This is a genomic window from Phreatobacter sp. AB_2022a (assembly GCF_026847585.1).
Lineage (GTDB): Bacteria > Pseudomonadota > Alphaproteobacteria > Rhizobiales > Phreatobacteraceae > Phreatobacter.
Window position 1 is genome coordinate 33,610 of record NZ_JAPSET010000026.1, and the last position, 15,908, is coordinate 49,517.

Here is a 15,908-nt window from a genome sequence, read left to right on the forward strand (position 1 = left end):
CCCGGACGGTCGCCTCGGACAATGGACGAAGGCCGGGCCGCGGTCATCCCCCGTTCGGTCCGCTTGACCTGTCGAGTGCCACTCCTATTAATAAACCGACCGTCCATCTTCTTTTTAGCTAACACCTGCGCGGGGCGTCCCGCAAGCGGGCACAAGGACAAGGAACGCCGCGATGACCATGGCCCAGGCGAACCTCCGGAGCGCCGATTTCGACCGGCATTTCCGCTTCTCCGATCCGGTCGGCCTGTCGCCCGAGCTCCTGATGCTGCGCGACCAGGTGCGCCGTTTCGTCGAGACCGAGGTCGTGCCCCATGGCGAGGCCTGGGAAGCGGCCGGCAAGATCCCGCGCGAAGTCTTCCTCAGGATGGGCGAGCTCGGCTTCCTCGGCATGCGCCATGCCGAGGCCGATGGCGGCACCGCCATGGGTCCGCTCGCCTCGGTGGTCTTCGCCGAGGAGCTCGGCCGGTCGAGCTTTGGCGGCTTCACCTCCTCGGTGCTGGTTCATACCGACATGTCGAGCCCGCACATCTCGATCAGCGGCGATGCCGCGCAGAAGGCCCGCTATCTCCCCGACATCATTGCCGGCCGGCGGATCTGCGCGGTGGCTGTGACCGAGCCCTGGGCCGGGTCCGATGTAGCCGGCCTCAGGACCACCGCCCGCCGCGACGGCGATCACTGGATCATCAACGGCGCCAAGATGTTCATCACCAACGGCGTCTATGGCGATATCTTCATCGTCGCCGCCCGCACCGATCCTTCATCCAAGGGCAGCCGCGGCATTTCGCTGTTCATCGTCGAAAAGGACACGCCCGGCTTCAGCGTCGCGCGCAAGCTCGACAAGCATGGCTGGCTCTGTTCCGACACGGCGGAGCTCGCCTTCGAGGACATGCGCGTGCCGGCCGAGAACCTGCTCGGCCAGGAGAACCGCGGCTTCTACGCGATCATGAACACGTTCCAGAACGAGCGCCTGTGCATCGGCGGCATCTGCGCCGGCGAGAGCGCCAAGGCGATCGAGCTGACCCTCGATTATGTCCGCACGCGCACCGCCTTCGGCGGCACGCTGTGGAACCTGCAGGCGACGCGCCAGACGCTGGCCCAGCTCGTCGCCAAGGCCGGCGCGGCGCGCGCGCTGACCTACCAGACCGCGGCGCAGGAACAGGCCGGCCTCGATACCAGCCGCGAGGTGTCGATGATCAAGGCGCTCGCGCCGGAAGTGCTGCACGAGGTGGTGCACGGCTGCCTGCAGCTCCATGGCGGCACCGGCTATATGCGCGGCACGCCGATCGAGCGCATGGCCCGCGACGCCCGCATCCTGATGATCGGCGGCGGCGCCACGGAGGTGATGCACGAGGAGATCGCCAAGAGGATCTGAGGGGCGAATGGCGAGATAGCGAAATGGCGGATGGAAAGGGAGCCGGCGATGTCCGCCGCGCCCCCATTCCCCATTCGCCACTCGCTACTCGCCCACGGGCCGGAAGGTCAGGTTCGGGACATCGGCGCGCATGATGTTGACGCGCCGGCTGGAGAAGCGCTCGCGCTCGCCGAAGCTGACCGGCGCCGTCACGCCGAGCTCGGCGATGGTGAAGCGAATGGCGAGATAGCGAAATGGCGGATGGAAAGGGAGCCGGTGATGTCCGCCGCGCCCCCATTCGCCACTCGCCAAATTCGCTACTCGCCCACGGGCCGGAAGGTCAGGTTCGGGAAATCGGCCCGCATGATGTTGACGCGCTGGTTGGAGAAGCGCTCGCGCTCGCCGAAGCTGACCGGCGCCATCACGCCGAGGTCGAGCTCGCGCGTCTTGCCGAGCTCGGCGATGGTGCAGGCCCAGGTGAGCTGGCGGCCGCAGCGCTGGATCGCCGCGAGCAGCACGCGCGTGCTGGCATAGCCGGTCATGGTATAGCGGTTGATCTGCTGCACCTCGCGGTCGTTCAGGTGCCTGCGGGCGAGCTCCATGAAGCGCTGGCCGGCGGCGCTCGCCAGCGGCGCGACATAGTCGACGGCGTAGAGGCCGTCGCTCGCCGGGCCGATCAGCTTCAGCACCGCCTCCACCCGCCCCGGCCAGAAGATGCCGGTCACCGGCTTGATGCCGAGCTTCTCCATCTCCTTCAGCATGGCGACGTTTTCGCTGATGATGCCGCCGGCGATGAACACCTCGACGCCGGCCTCCTTGGCGCGCAGCATTTCCGAGGAGAAGTCCTGCTGGCCGCGGCGATAGACGGATTCGAACACGACCTGCATGTTCTTCTCGCGCCGGGCCCGGTTGAAGCCCTCGCGCACGGCGACGCCATAGTCGTCGTCCTGGGTGACGATGCCCCATTTCTTGCCGGGATATTTGTCGGCGAGATAGAGCGCGAGCTGGCGCACGCCCTCGTCATAGGCCTGCCCGAGCACGAAGACGTTCGGGCGCGGCGGCTCGTAGAGCTGCGTGACCGGACCGATCGGGATCATCGCCGGAATGCCCGACTGCTCGAGCACCGGCAGCGCCGCGATCGCCTGGCCGGAACCGGACACGGCGGTGAGCGCGAAGACGCGGTCGACCGCGATGAGCTTGCGCAGCGACTGGATGGTGCGGGTCGAGACATAGCCGTCGTCCTCGGCGACCAGGCGCAGGCGCCGGCCGTTGACGCCACCGGCCGCATTGGCTTCGGCAATGGCGAGGCGGACGCCGAGATTGTGCGCGACCCCGAGCAGGGCCGGCGGGCCGGACAGGGGCTCGACCTCGCCGAGCACGATCTCGCTGTCGGTCACGCCCTGATTGGCAAGGCCGGCCGCTGCGGTCATGACGAGCGCGGCGAGCGCCGCCCCAAAAGTCCTCTTCAGTCTCATGTCGGTTCCTCCCGGTGGCGGTCGTTTGCGACCCTTGTCGATTGTCGAAGCTGCCCTAGTAGCGGAGCGGCCAGTGGACCCACAGGCGTTTGACGTCGCGCCAGAGGCCGGCGAGCCCGTGCGGCTGGAACCTGAGGAACAGGATGATGGCGACGCCGTAGAGCATGCTCTTCAGCTCGTGCGCGCCGGTGGAGAGCGCCCGTGCCGTCTCCTCGCCCATCAGCGCGAACAGGCTGCCGGAGAGTTCCGGCAGCAGCACGATGAAGACCGTGCCGAGCACCGCGCCGAGCGTCGTGCCGATGCCGCCGACGATCAGGATCGCCAGCGCCTCGATCGACAGCAGGAAGGGAAAGCCTTCGATCGTCACATAGCTGAGGAACATGCCGTAGAGCGCACCGGCAAGGCCGATGATGAAGGACGAGGTGGCGAAGGCGACGAGCTTGGTCGCGTGCAGATTGATGCCCATGGCGCGCGCGGCGAGATCGTTGTCGCGCACCGCGACGAAGGCGCGGCCGATGCGGCTGCGCCTGAGGTTCAAGGCGGCGATCAGCGCCAGGCCGGCGAAGCCGAGGCAGAGATGGGCGAAGGCCTGGTCGCTTGCAAACGAGATGCCGAGAATGGTCGGGCGGGTGACGAAGATGCCGCGTGCGCCACGCGTCAGCCCATCGAATTCCAGGATCAGGTGATTGACGATGAAGGCGAAGGCGAGCGTGGTGATGGCGAGGTAGAGCCCGGTGAGGCGCAGCGAGGGAATGCCGACGACGAGGCTGGCGAGCGCCGGCACCAGGCCGGCGAGAACGAGCCCGATCAGCGGGTCGAGGCCGTAGCTCTGGGTCGCGATGGCATAGGCGTAGGCGCCGAGCACCATGAAGCCGACATGGCCGAGCGAGATGAGGCCGGTCCAGCCGGTCAGCACGTTGAGACCGAGCGTGCCGACCACCGTGATCGCGATGATGGTCAGGAGCGACAGGTGATAGGCGTTGAGGAGATAGGGCGCGAGGGCGAGCGCTGCGACCGCGATGCCGCACCAGACCCTGACCAGCATGGAATCGGTCAGGTCGATCTGCTCGCCGATGGTTTCCTTGAACGTGCCGCTGCGCATCAGAGCCTCTCGATCCTCTTCTCGCCGAACAGTCCGAAGGGACGGATCATCAGGATGACGACGATGATGACGAAGCCGGCGATCTCCTTGACGGCCGGCTTCAGGTAGCCGCCGGCAAGGTTCTCGACCGCGCCGATGATCAGGCCGCCGAAGGCCGAGCCGATGACCGCGTCGAGGCCGCCGAGAATGGTCGCCGGAAAGGCCTTCAGGCCAAGCGCGAACATGCTGGGCGAGAGCTCGTAGATGAGCGCGAAGAACACGCCGGCCATGCCGGCGAGGACCGAGGCCGCAGCCCAGGCGACCGCCTGCACCCGGGCGGCGCTGACGCCCATGAGCATGGCCGTGCGATCATCGCTTGCGACCGCACGCATGGCGACGCCGAAACGCGAATGGCGGAAGAACAGCCAGAAGCCGGCCATGACGGCGATCAGCACGGCCAGGACCGCGAGCTGGGCCGAGCGCATGCGCGCGCCCGCGACCTCGACGATCTCCTTGCCGACGCCGATATCGAGCCCGTGCGGCACGGCGTCCCAGATGAACACGATGCTGGAGCGCAGGATCACCGCAACCGCGATCGTCACCATGATGGTGGAGAACACCGGCTCGCCGATCATCGGCCGGATCACCAGCCGCTCGATGGCAAGGCCGAACAGGCAGGCGAACAGGATGGCGCCGACGGCGACGACGAAGGGATTGCCGGAGACCACGGTCGAAATGGTCCAGGCGACATAGGCGACGACCATGGCGATCTCGCCCTGGGCGAAGTTGACGAGGCCGGTCGACTTGTAGATGACCGCAAAGCCCATCGCGACGAGGCCGTAGATCGCGCCGATGGCGAGGCCGGAGGCGAGCAGCTCGGTCAGATAGGTCATGATGCGCCTCCCGCCGGGCCGTAGATCTGTTCGAGCTCGGCCGCGAACTTGGCGTCGATGATCGCGCGCCGGACCTTCTGGGTCGCCGTCAGCTCGCCGTCGTCGTGATCGAGCTCCTTCTCCAGGATGATGAACTTCCGGATGTTCTCGACCCGCGCGAACCGCGCGTTGACGCCGTCGACGATGCCCTGGACGAGGTCGCGCACCGCCGGCAGCCGGGCGAGCGACCTGTAGGTCGTATAGGCGAGGCCGTTCTCGCTGGCCCAGCGGCCGACGGTGTCGAAGTCGATCTGGATCAGCGCCGCCAGGAACTTGCGGCCGTCGCCGACGACGATGACCTCCTTGATGAAGGGGCTGTCCTTCATCGCGTTCTCGATCTCCGAGGGCGCGATGTTCTTGCCGCCGCTGGTGATGATGATGGCCTTCTTGCGGTCGACCACCGAGAGCTCGCCATTGTCGAGGATGCGGACGATGTCGCCGGTCTTCAGCCAGGCGCCGTCCATCGTCGCCGCGGTCGCTTTCTCGTCGCGAAAATAGCCGCGGAAGACGCCGGGGCCCGACAGCAGCACCTCGCCGTCCTCGGCGATCCGGTAGCCGGCATCGGCGATCGGCAGGCCGCAGCCGCCGAGCGCATGATGGGCGCCCGTCTGGATGAACAGGCAGCCGGCGGATTCCGTCATGCCATAGCCTTGTGAGACCGGCAGGCCGATGACCGAGAAGAAGCGCAGCGTCTCCGGCGAAACCGATGCGCCGGCGCAGAGCCGGTGCCGGCTGCGGTCGAGCCCGACATGGCGCTGGATGTTGCGGAACAGGAGGAGGTGGCAGGCAAGCGCCTGAAGCCGCTCGACGGCCGAAAGCCCGCTCTGCCGGCGCCGGTCGTCGAGCCGGCGGCCGGTGGCGAGCACGCGCCGCGCGATCCAGCGCTGCAGCCGGCCGCTCTCGCTGAGGCGGAACTCGAAATTCTCCTTCAGCTTCTCCCAGATGCGCGGCACGCCGATGAAGAAGGTCGGCGCGATCTCGCGGACATTGGCGGCGACCGTGTCGATGCTTTCGGCAAAGTTCACGACGCCGCCGAGCACGAGCTGCATGGCCATCGAATAGCAGCGCTCGGCGGCATGGCAGAGCGGCAGGTAGCCGACCGCCTCGTAGCGCCGGCCCGTCATGCCGACGGCCGCCGCGTAGTTGTAGGTGGAATAGATGATGTTGCGATGGCTGAGCATCGCGCCCTTGGGCGGCCCCGTCGTGCCCGACGTATAGACCATCAGGCAGACGTCGTCCGGCTCGGTCGCCTCGATCGCCCGGTCGAGCTCCAGGGCCGCCTGCGGCTGCGCGGCGAGATAGGCGTCGCCGCGCGCGAGGAACGCGTCCCAGGCGACAAGGCTCTCGCCCGGATAGCCGCGCAGGCCCTTCATGTCGACGGTGACGATCAGCCCGACCTCGGCCAGGCCCGGCCCGTTCGCCTTGGCGTCGATCACCTTGTCGGTCTGCTCCTGGTCGCCGCAGACGACGAGCTTCGCCCCGCAATGGCCGACGATATATTGCAGCTCGGGCCAGGGATTGGTCGGATAGATGCCGACCGGAATGACGCCCAGCATCTCCGCGCCGAGATCGGCATAATACCATTCCGGGCTGTTCTCGGAAGCGATGGCGATGCGGTCGCCGCGTTTCAGGCCGAACGACATCAGCGCCAGCGCGAAGCGCCGCGCCTGCCGGTCATAGTGCGCCCAGTCGTAGCGTTTCCAGACGCCGTGCTCCTTCTCGCGCAGGGCGAGCGTCGTGCCTTGCGCCTTCGCATGGCGGCGCAGGAGGCGCGGCAGGGTCGTGTTGCCGGCGCGCAGATGGGCCGGCAGGAACGGATCGTGATCGGCCGACAAGGCGGCGCGGGGGGCGGCGACGAGCCGCTCGGCGCCATCGGTCGAGATGGTCGTCATCGCGGTCATCCTGCAAGCCTTTCCGCGGCGGCCGGTCCGGCGTGGAAGGCCCTGCCCGAGCCGAGATAGGCCTCCGCGACGCCGGCATGGCGCTGGATCTCGGCGGGCGCGCCCTCGGTCACGCTGCGACCGAAATTCAGGACATGGATCCGATCGGAAATATCCATGACGAGATGCATGTCGTGCTCGATCAGCAGGATGGCGATGCCGAGCTCGTCACGGATGTCGAGGATGAAGCGGGCAATGTCCTCGGTCTCCTCCTGGTTCATGCCGGCGACGATCTCGTCGAGCAGCAGGATCTTCGGCTCGGAGGCGAGCGCGCGGCCGAGCTCGACGCGCTTCTGCTGGCCATAGGACAGCGTGCCCACCACCTTGTCGCGGATCGCCTCGATCTCGAGGAACTCGATGATCTCCTCGACGCGCTGGCGCGCGGCGATCTCCTCCCGGCGGCAGCGGCCGTAATGGAACACCGCATCCAGCACCGAGGTCTTCATCAGACGATGACGGCCGACGAGAATGTTCTCCACCACCGTGCCGTGCTTGAACAAGGCGAGGTTCTGGAACGTGCGGCCGATGCCGAGCGTGACGAAATTCCACGGCCTGACGCCGGCAAGGTCGCGGCCGGCCATGGTGATCCGGCCGCTCGTCACCGGCAGCACGCCCGAGATCAGGTTGAACAGCGTCGTCTTGCCGGCGCCGTTCGGCCCGATCACCGAGAAGATCTCGCCCGGCCGCACGGCGAAGGAGACATCGCTCACCGCGGCGAGGCCGCCGAAGGATTTCGACACGGCGTCGAGCCTCAGGAGGGCATCGGTCACGACAGCCACCTCTTGCGCCGCTTGTAGTGCTTCACCTCGCGAAAGCTCCGGCGCGCGCCGCCGCCGGCAAAGCCGAGATAGAATTCCTGCACCTCGGCATTGCCGGCCAGCCGGTCGGCCGCGCCGTCCAGCACGACCCGGCCGTTCTGCAGGATGTAGCCGTAGTCGGCGACGGCGAGCGCATGGGCGGCGCTCTGCTCGACCAGCAGGATGGTCATGCCCATCTCCGCGCGCAGCCGCACGATGATCTCGTAGATCTTGTCGATGATGAGCGGCGCGAGGCCGAGCGAGGGCTCGTCGAGCGCGAGCAGCTTGGGCGCCGCCATCAGCGCGCGACCGACCGCCACCATCTGCTGCTCGCCGCCGGAGAGATAGCCGGCGATCTCGCCGCGCTTTTCGGCGACGCGCGGAAACAGGTCGAACACCTGGTCGCGCCGCGTCCGGACCGCCGCGGCGGATTGCAGGTGGCCGCCCATGGTCAGGTTTTCGTCCACCGTCAGATTGGCGAACAGCCGCCGGCCCTCCGGCACCTGGACGAGCCCGGCGCGCACGATGTCCTCGGGCCCGAGCCGATGGAGCGGGTGGCCCGCGAAGCTCAGCGTGCCCTTCTCGATCTCGCCGTCCTCGACACCGAGCAGGCCGGAAATGGCCTTCAGGATGGTCGACTTGCCGGCGCCGTTCGAGCCGAGCAGCGCGACGACCGCGCCGCTCGGCACCTTCAGCGAGACGTCGCGCACCGCCTCGATGGCACCGTCATAGACGACCTGGAGATTGGTGATCTCCAGCAGCGCGCCCGGCGCGCCACCCGCCACCTGCCGGGCCCCGGTCTGTCCGTCCGCCATCATGGCTGCCCGCGCCGCGCAACAATCGCGTCGACGACGAGCTTGGCGGTCTCGGCGCAGGCCTGGGTGCCGCCGTTGCCATAGTCCTTCACCGCATCGCCGACGCACCACAAGCCCTCGATGCCGGTCTCGCGCGGCAGGTCGTAGCCGGCGCACGAACGCTGCGCCGGCCAGTCGTCGCGCATCACCCTGACCGAAAGCATCTTGACCTTGTCGTCGAAGCCGGGGAACTGGTCGCGCAGGTCCTGATGGGCAAGCGCCGTCTCGGCTTCTGCGTCGAAATCGCCGAGCGCGGGCACGGGCACGGCATAGGCGACATATTGGTGCCAGCCCGATGGCGCGATCTCCGGGCAGGTCGCCGTCAGGTTGGCGAGGTTGCACAGGCGGCGCGTCTTGCCGAAGGTGACGATGCCGGGCGCAGCGATGAGCGGTTCGCGCGAGGCGAAGTTGAACACGATGTTGGCGGCGGGTTTCAGATCCTCGCGCACCCGGCGCAGATAGTCCGCCGGGAAGGCGGCCTCGCCGGCGAGCGCGACCGTCGCCTTGGGACCGGCATTGCTGATCACGATCGACGCCGGAATGCGCAGGCTTTCGCCGTCGCGGCGAATGACGACGGCCCGGGCCGCGCCGTCGGCGACCTCGATCCGCTCGACCGGCGCATCGAGCCAGACCTCGCCATTGCGCTCGACCGCCCCGGCCAGCGCCTTCCAGGCGCCGATCGTGCCGTCGGGATGAAAGCCGAACTTCTTGAACGCGCCCTTGGCGGTGAAATAGGTCAGGAAGGCCCGGGCCGGCAGCTCGTCGGCATTGCAGGCGAAGATCGCCGCGCAGAGGTTGCGGAAGATCGCGTGGACCGTCTCGTTCTTCGTGTAGCCGGACAGCCAGTCCTTGGTCGACAGGCGCCCGTCCGGCAGGCTGCCGGTGCGCGCCTGGGCGAACTGATCGAGGATGCGCGCGGCCTGCTTGGTCAGCCCGCCGAGCAGGAGCCCCCAGCCGCCCTTGCCGACATCGACCACCTTGCGGTCGAGATAGAAGGCGTTGGCGGGTTTCGGCATGCGGATCGGCAGGTCGGCGCCGACAGTGCGGAAGGTCTCCTCGAAGACGCCGTCGAACTCCAGCGCGATGGCGCCGACATTGACCTTGTGGCCGTCGATGATCTCGGTCGAGGCGCGTCCGCCGAGCACGTCGCGGGCCTCGACCAAGAGCGTGCGCAGGCCCGCATGGGCCAGGCGCGCGGCGGCGCAGCAGCCGCCGGCGCCGGCTCCGATCACTACCGCGTCGAATGAAGTCGCTGCCTGCACGCCATCCTCCCGAATTGCCGCATGGCTCGGCCCGTATGCGGGCTCCTGGACGAGAGGCTCCCGCAGGCGCCCTCGTTCTTGGTTGGAATGACCCTAATATAACCCGGACAGCCGTTCAATTTATTTCTGCGCATTCACCCGAAAGGCAGAGGGACGGCTGGCGCCGAACGGCCGCCGCGATCGCGAAAGGGCGATGCTTTCTGGCGCGGCTGGAGGGCATGCCGACGTCCCGCCGTGGCTGCGCACTGCGCCGGGTTCCGTCCTTTAATAAGTTGAACGGGCGGTTTGTTCGGGATATGTCACGACAAAGGTCGTCAGAGGCATCGGAGCATGGCGCGCACCCAGTCGGAAAAATATCCGGAGATCCGCGACAACATTCTCAAGCAGGCGGCCCGCCTGTTCGCGCAGAAGGGTTATGCCGGCACGACCATCATCGACCTTGCCGAGGCCTGCGAATCCTCGCGCGGCGCGCTCTACCATTATTTCGAATCGAAGGAGGATATCCTTCTTCATATTCTCGAGGACCACATCAGTGAGCTCGCCGCCAAGCTCGAGGAAGCGGTCAATGCTCACCAGGATCCGCTCGAGCAGTGCCGGGCGGTGATCGACGTCATGGTGCTGGTCAATGCCGACTCGCAGAACGAGCAGGTCATCCTGCTCAACCACCTCGGCGAGCTGAACGAGGAGCAGCAGCGCTCGATCGTCGCCAAGCAGCGCAAGCTGACCAGCTATTTTTCCGACATCCTGATCCGCATCGACAGCCACAACCGGCTGACCCCGCGCAACAAGATGGCCTATACGATGATGCTGTTCGGCATCATCAACTACACCTTCACCTGGTACGACCCGAAGGGTCCGGTCTCGCCCGCCGACTATTCGAAAATGACCGCGGATCTCTTCATCCGCGGCTTCACCGGCGCCTGACCAGCCTGGCGGCACCCGCGGATCTCTTCATCCGCGGCTTCACCGGTCCCTGTTCGCGCCGGCCTGGCCGACCGCCTTCGGCGCGATTCCCGGCTTCAGGCGCCAGTCGGCGCCGAAATCGTCGCGGTGGTGAAAGGCGAGCGGCGTCGCCGTTTCGAGCCCGTCGAGATGGCGGCCATAATCCTCCAGCGCCTGGTGTCGGCCGGCCGCATCGCGATAGGCCACCGACCAGGCGATGAAGGGCGGCAGGACCTGCATGCCGGCAAAGCGCAGCACGCCGTTCTGGATCGGCCAGAGAATGATGTCCATGTCGCCGTTGATGCCGTCGGCGCCGCACATGGAGGGAAAGCAGCCGGTCGAAAAGGCGAGCATGGCGCGCCGGCCGCCGAGCCCGCCGCGGTCGTACCATTTGCCGCCGCCATAGACGACGCCGTTGACGAAGACACGGTCGATCCAGCCCTTCAGGATCGCCGGCAGCGAGAACCAGAACAGCGGGAACTGCAGGATCAGGCAGTCGCACCAGAGGAGCTTGTCGAGCTCGTCCCTGATGTCGGCGCTGAGGCCGCCGGTCGCCACCGCATGGCGCTGCTCGATGTCGTAGCGGATATAGCTGGGATCGCTGGGCGCGGCGAAGTCGCCGGCGCGCGGCACCGGATCGAAATTCATCACATGCAGGTCCGACAGCTGGACCTCGTGGCCGTTCGCCTGCAGCCGCTCCAGCGCAACCGCCCGCATCGCCGCGTTGAACGAACGCTCTTCCATATGCGCGTAGACCAGCAGGATCTTCATCGTGGCCTCAAATAAAAATCCAATCATCCGGTTTTTAATCTGAAGAGCCGAGGCGAGCCACTCGGTCAAATGAGGCATGTCGGATGGCTCGCGTCGCCCGCAAATAACCGATATAAGAAATCCAATCGTCCGGTTTTATTTGATCGCATCGACTGGACGCCGGAACGACGGCCTGGCACAGGGAGCATGCGGCGATGACGGCTGAGACGGCACCGGTGGAACGCGTGAAGTCCCGCATCGCCGCGGTCTTCGGCCGCTGGTCACGCGAGACGACGATGGCCGAGATGCGCGCCGACTACGAGGCCATGCTGGCCGCACCTGCGGTCGAGGCCGGCCGGCCCTTCGCCATCGGCGCCATGCCGGCCGAATGGATCATTGCCGAAGGCGCCGATCCTGGGCGCGCCATCCTGTTCCTGCATGGCGGCGGCTATCAGATCGGTTCGGTGCGCTCGCATCGCGACCTGATGCGGCGGCTGTCGCGCGCGGCGGGCGCGGCCGTGCTCGGCATCGACTACCGGCTCGCGCCCGAGAACCGGTTCCCGGCCGCGGTCGACGACGGCCTGGCCGCCTATCGCTGGCTGCTGGAGCAGGGCTTCGCCACCGGCAGCATTGCGCTTGCCGGCGACTCGGCCGGTGGCGGCCTCGCGGTCGCCGTTCTGCTCAAGGCCTGCGCCGAAGGATTGGCCCTGCCGGCCGCCGCCGCCCTGTTCTCGCCCTGGACGGACATGGAGGCGAGCGGCGCGACCTACGAGACGCGCGCGGCCGTCGACACGCTCACCCAGCGCGACAAGATCCTTCTGATGGCACGCGCCTATCTCGGCCGCGGCGGCGATCCGCGCGATCCGCTCGCCTCTCCCATCCATGCCGATCTCTCAGGCCTGCCCCCGATGCTCATCCACGTCGGCGACCACGAGACGATCCTCGACGATTCCCGCGTCTTCGCCGACCGGGCCCGCGCGGCGGGGGTTGCGGTCGAGCTCACGATCTGGGACCGGATGATCCACCAGTTCCAGGTCTTCGCCGGCGACATCCCCGAGGCCCAGGCGTCGATCGAGGCTGCCGGGGCCTTTCTGCACGGCCGGTTTGCCGCGCCCTAGTCAGCAGCCCATGCCGCCGGAAACGCCGAGCGTCTCGCCCGTGACATAGCTCGCCTCGCGCGAGGCGAGGAAGGCGACCGCCGCGGCGACCTCGTCCGGTTCGCCGAGGCGTCCGAGCAGGGTGGCCCGTTCCATCGCCTCGCGCAGGCCCGCGCCGCCGCCGGCCACCGCCGCGTCCAGCATGGGCGTGCGGATCGGACCGGGTGCCACGACATTGGCGGTGATGCCGAAGCGGGCATTCTCGCGGGCGATCGATTTGGTGAACGCGATCAGCCCGCCCTTGGCCGCGGCATAGACGGCGCCGCCCTTCGACCCCTGCCGGCCGGCCTCGGAAGCGATGGTGACGATCCTGCCATAGCCGGCCGCCTGCATCGCCGGCAGCACGGCATGGGTGCAGGCGAGAGCCGTTTCCAGATTGATCCCGATGAGGCGCCGCCAGTCGGCCGGCCCGGTCCGGGTGAAGAAGGCATGCTGGTCGGCGCCGGCATTGTTGACGAGGATGGCGAACGGATCCGCCGTGGCGATCGCCCCGGCGACGGCGTCGAGGTCGGTGAGGTCGAGGACCATGGCGGCCGCGCCGATCTCGCGGGCGAGCTCTCGCGCTGCCGTGCCATCGCGATCGGCGATGACCACCTGCGCGCCCTCGGCGGCAAGGCGGCGCCCGATCGCCGCGCCGATGCCCCTGGCGCCGCCGGTGACCAGCGCCCGCTGGCCGCGCAGCCGTTCCACGAAGGCCGCGACGGTCATCGCGTCAGCGTCCGGTGAAAAGCGGCGGGCGCCGGCCGATGACCGCGGCGAGCCCCTCGCGCGCGTCGGCGGTTCCCGAGAGTTCCGAGACCGTGCGCGCCTCTTCCGGCAGGCAGGCCTCGACCCCGAGCCCGACGCCGTTCCACAGGAGCCGCTTGGTGGCGGCGAGCGCGCGCGGCGCGCCGGCGGCAAGCTCGCGGGCGAGCGCGAATGTGCGTCCATCGAGCTCGGCCTCCGGCACGACATGGCTGACGAGGCCGATCGCCAGCGCCTCCTCGGCGCCGACGATCCGGTTGGTGAACAGGATCTCCGCCGCGCGGCGGAAGCCGACGAGCCGCTGCAGCGTCACGGAAACGCCGGCGTCGGGCGCCATGCCGACGCGGGTCGCGCCGGCCATGAAGCGCGCAGTATCGGCGGCGACCACGAGATCGGCCGCGCAGACGAGGCCGAGCCCGGCGCCGCCGGCGGCAAAACCCTGGACGCGGGCGATGACCGGCGCCTCGAGGCGGATCAGGGCGGCGGCGGCGATCTGCAGATAGCTCGTCGCCTGGCGCAGGAAGTCGGGCAGCGCCTCGCCCTTGGAGGCGAATTCTCGCACGTCGCCGCCGGCGCAGAAATTCGGCCCCTCCCCGGCCAGCACGACCACGCGGATGTCCGGATTGCCGTGGCAGGCCATGACCGCCTCGTAGAGCGCCTTGAGCAGCGCGATGCTGACCCCGTTGGAAGCGTCCGGCCGATTGAGCCGCAGACGGGCGATGCCGCCGGCCAGATCGAGCAGCACCGGCCCTTCGCCGATCAGGGTTTTGCGGGGCGCCTCGTTGGCCATATCGTCAGTCATCACGGACCCCACGGCTCAGATCAGGAAGGACAGGGTGAACAGGGCCTTGTCGTTGTTGACCAGGACCACCTTCTTGCGCGCCATCCGCAGGGCGCCGTCGATCCGGCGCAGCGTATATTCGTTGCGGGTCGCCCACAGCGTCTCGCCGCGCATGTTGGATTCGAACACCATGGCATTGGCGGCGACCCGGATCTCCGCCGCCCCGCTGTCCAGCAGCTCGATGTTCGAGACGACGCGGGCGAGCCGCGAGCGTGGCGTCTGCGAATGGCGCTTGCCGGTATGCAACTGCTTGATCCTGAGCGCGATGCGCGACCGGTTGTCGTAGATGATCGACATTTCGCGCTCGGGATCGATGTCCTCGCCATTGGCCGGCACCCAGTAGACCGCGTCGTCGGTCCACAGGGCCTCCCAGTCGTCATATTCGTGGGCGTCCTGCAGGCGGGCCTCGCGATGGATGAACTGGGTGACCTCGTGCATCAGCTCGGTCTTGTCGGCGTCTGCGGCCATGACTCACGCCTCCATCAGCGAACGGTAGTGGCGCCAGATGCCGCGCGAGGGCACCTCATCGGTCGAGTGGCCGATCAGATAGCCCTGCTCGTCATGCCTCTCCCGGTGGCGGCCGCGCTTCAGGTAGAGCCATTCCGGGTTGCGTGCGGCGAGGCCGCGCTGGTTGCGCTCGTACATTTCGGTGTCGTCGGCAAGCAGCAGGCCCGCCGGCCCGACCGATCCCATGGTCTGCTGGCGCATGCGCCGGTTGAGGTCGGGCGCGCCCTTGAACTGCAGCGCCGTGACATGCTGGATCGTCTCGTCGACCGCCATCGGCTGGAGCACGAAGAGCTGGATCTCGGCGATGAACAGGTTCGGGAAGATCATGGTGTGCGGCGTGCCGGCGATCATGATCTCGCGCGCCCTGTCATTGCCGTAGGCGGCATTCATGCGCGCGACATAGTCGGGCAGCCGCTTCTCGTTCGTGCCGAACCAGCCGAGCGGCTGGCCGATGCGCCGGAATTCGGGACGCAGGTCGACCTCCGTGTGGCCGTTGCCGAAGTCGCGCGTCACCGCGGTCGAGTCCGGGCCGTAGAGATTGCCGATCCCGCTTTCCGCCACCTGGAAGATGGAGGTGTGCACGAAGGCGGGATGATAGCCGTCCACCTCGTTCTCCAGGATGAACTTCCAGTTCGCCTTGGCCTTGTGCTTGAGGAAGCCGGCGGTGATCTCCACCTCGCCCTCGGGCGAATTGCTGACGAGGATATCGATCGCCTCGCGCGCGCCGCCGAGATGCTCCTCGAGGCTCGGCCCGTCGGCCGCCATCGAGCCGAACACGAAACCCTTGTAGATGCCGGTTCGGGCGACGCGGCCGAGGCCGAGGGCCGATTTGTCGACGCCCTCGTAGCCGTCGGGATAGGCATAGCCCATCAGCCGGCCGTCGTTGGAGAAGGTCCAGGAATGGTAGGGGCAGGTGAAGCTTGCCCGGTTGCCGCGCTCGATGGCGCAAACCTGGTTGCCGCGATGCGGACAGCGGTTGAGCAGGAGGTTGATGGCACCCGTCCGGTCGCGCACCATCAGCACCGGCATGGGCCCGATCGACTTGGTCACATAGTCGTTGATCTCCGGCACCTCGCTGACATGCCCGACATAGACCCAGCCGCGAAACCAGATCTTCTCCAGCTCCTCGCGGAAGATGGCTTCGTCCGCATAAAGCGAACCGTGCACGCGGTCCGGCTCGATCAGCTCATCCCATCGGCGCGCCGGCGCGCCTGACGTCATCGGTGCCGTCTCAATGGACATGTCTCGACCCTGTGGGTGGCGCCGCGGTTGCGG

16 protein-coding genes are annotated in these 15,908 nt (G+C 67.8%); 3 read left to right on the forward strand and 13 right to left on the reverse strand.

What is annotated here, in order from left to right:
- Nucleotides 1–172: 172 nt before the first annotated feature.
- A complete protein-coding gene (locus OZ671_RS18845; protein WP_268862172.1) occupies nucleotides 173–1,372 on the forward strand; it encodes an acyl-CoA dehydrogenase family protein in 1,200 nt (399 codons plus the stop codon).
- An 84-nt stretch (nucleotides 1,373–1,456) separates the two neighbouring features.
- Here the strand turns inward: OZ671_RS18845 and OZ671_RS18850 are convergent, their stop codons facing one another.
- From OZ671_RS18850 to OZ671_RS18885, 8 genes are read right to left on the reverse strand one after another with little or no spacing between them, the layout of a single operon-like run.
- Nucleotides 1,457–1,663 carry a hypothetical protein gene (locus OZ671_RS18850; protein WP_268862173.1) on the reverse strand — a complete coding sequence of 69 codons (207 nt, stop codon included), beginning with the start codon at nucleotides 1,661–1,663 and terminating at the stop codon, nucleotides 1,457–1,459.
- Nucleotides 1,664–1,668: 5 nt separating this feature from the next.
- On the reverse strand, nucleotides 1,669–2,826 hold the full coding sequence (locus OZ671_RS18855; RefSeq protein ID WP_268862174.1) for an ABC transporter substrate-binding protein: 1,158 nt from the start codon (nucleotides 2,824–2,826) through the stop codon (nucleotides 1,669–1,671).
- Nucleotides 2,827–2,881: 55 nt separating this feature from the next.
- Entirely contained in the window at nucleotides 2,882–3,928 is a 1,047-nt protein-coding gene (locus tag OZ671_RS18860) for a branched-chain amino acid ABC transporter permease (RefSeq protein WP_268862175.1), read from the reverse strand.
- Nucleotides 3,928–4,800: a branched-chain amino acid ABC transporter permease gene (locus tag OZ671_RS18865; RefSeq protein WP_268862176.1), complete on the reverse strand. Its 873-nt coding sequence runs from the start codon at nucleotides 4,798–4,800 to the stop codon at nucleotides 3,928–3,930. The genes OZ671_RS18860 and OZ671_RS18865 overlap by 1 nt, the downstream gene beginning before the upstream one ends.
- Nucleotides 4,797–6,731, reverse strand: a complete 1,935-nt coding sequence (locus OZ671_RS18870) for an AMP-dependent synthetase/ligase (RefSeq protein ID WP_268862177.1) — start codon at nucleotides 6,729–6,731, stop codon at nucleotides 4,797–4,799. The genes OZ671_RS18865 and OZ671_RS18870 overlap by 4 nt, the downstream gene beginning before the upstream one ends.
- A 5-nt stretch (nucleotides 6,732–6,736) precedes the next feature.
- Nucleotides 6,737–7,549: an ABC transporter ATP-binding protein gene (locus OZ671_RS18875; protein WP_268862178.1), complete on the reverse strand. Its 813-nt coding sequence runs from the start codon at nucleotides 7,547–7,549 to the stop codon at nucleotides 6,737–6,739.
- The gene (locus OZ671_RS18880) at nucleotides 7,546–8,391 is read right to left on the reverse strand and encodes an ABC transporter ATP-binding protein (protein WP_268862232.1); all 846 of its coding nucleotides are present in this window, start codon (nucleotides 8,389–8,391) and stop codon (nucleotides 7,546–7,548) included. The genes OZ671_RS18875 and OZ671_RS18880 overlap by 4 nt, the downstream gene beginning before the upstream one ends.
- Nucleotides 8,391–9,692, reverse strand: coding sequence for a phytoene desaturase family protein (locus OZ671_RS18885; protein ID WP_268862179.1), 1,302 nt, complete (start codon nucleotides 9,690–9,692; stop codon nucleotides 8,391–8,393). The genes OZ671_RS18880 and OZ671_RS18885 overlap by 1 nt, the downstream gene beginning before the upstream one ends.
- 330 nt (nucleotides 9,693–10,022) lie before the next feature.
- Between OZ671_RS18885 and OZ671_RS18890 the strand changes: the two genes are divergently transcribed.
- The gene (locus OZ671_RS18890; protein WP_038301876.1) at nucleotides 10,023–10,616 is read left to right on the forward strand and encodes a TetR/AcrR family transcriptional regulator; all 594 of its coding nucleotides are present in this window, start codon (nucleotides 10,023–10,025) and stop codon (nucleotides 10,614–10,616) included.
- 39 nt (nucleotides 10,617–10,655) lie between these two features.
- Here OZ671_RS18890 and OZ671_RS18895 read toward each other — a convergent pair whose 3' ends face one another.
- Complete coding sequence (locus tag OZ671_RS18895) at nucleotides 10,656–11,405, reverse strand: NAD(P)H-dependent oxidoreductase (RefSeq protein ID WP_268862180.1); 750 nt, start codon at nucleotides 11,403–11,405, stop codon at nucleotides 10,656–10,658.
- A gap of 194 nt (nucleotides 11,406–11,599) precedes the next feature.
- Between OZ671_RS18895 and OZ671_RS18900 the strand changes: the two genes are divergently transcribed.
- Nucleotides 11,600–12,502 (forward strand): alpha/beta hydrolase, encoded by a 903-nt coding sequence (locus OZ671_RS18900; RefSeq protein ID WP_268862181.1) that lies wholly within the window; start codon nucleotides 11,600–11,602, stop codon nucleotides 12,500–12,502.
- Here OZ671_RS18900 and OZ671_RS18905 read toward each other — a convergent pair whose 3' ends face one another.
- The 4 genes from OZ671_RS18905 to OZ671_RS18920 are packed head-to-tail and all read right to left on the reverse strand — an operon-like array spanning nucleotide 12,503 to nucleotide 15,875.
- The gene (locus OZ671_RS18905; protein WP_268862182.1) at nucleotides 12,503–13,249 is read right to left on the reverse strand and encodes an SDR family NAD(P)-dependent oxidoreductase; all 747 of its coding nucleotides are present in this window, start codon (nucleotides 13,247–13,249) and stop codon (nucleotides 12,503–12,505) included. It lies immediately after the preceding gene.
- A 4-nt stretch (nucleotides 13,250–13,253) separates the two neighbouring features.
- Nucleotides 13,254–14,087, reverse strand: a complete 834-nt coding sequence (locus tag OZ671_RS18910; protein ID WP_268862183.1) for an enoyl-CoA hydratase/isomerase family protein — start codon at nucleotides 14,085–14,087, stop codon at nucleotides 13,254–13,256.
- Between the two features lie 15 nt (nucleotides 14,088–14,102).
- A complete protein-coding gene (locus OZ671_RS18915) occupies nucleotides 14,103–14,594 on the reverse strand; it encodes an aromatic-ring-hydroxylating dioxygenase subunit beta (protein WP_268862184.1) in 492 nt (163 codons plus the stop codon).
- Between the two features lie 3 nt (nucleotides 14,595–14,597).
- Nucleotides 14,598–15,875, reverse strand: coding sequence for an aromatic ring-hydroxylating oxygenase subunit alpha (locus OZ671_RS18920; RefSeq protein WP_268862185.1), 1,278 nt, complete (start codon nucleotides 15,873–15,875; stop codon nucleotides 14,598–14,600).
- Nucleotides 15,876–15,908: the final 33 nt, after the last annotated feature.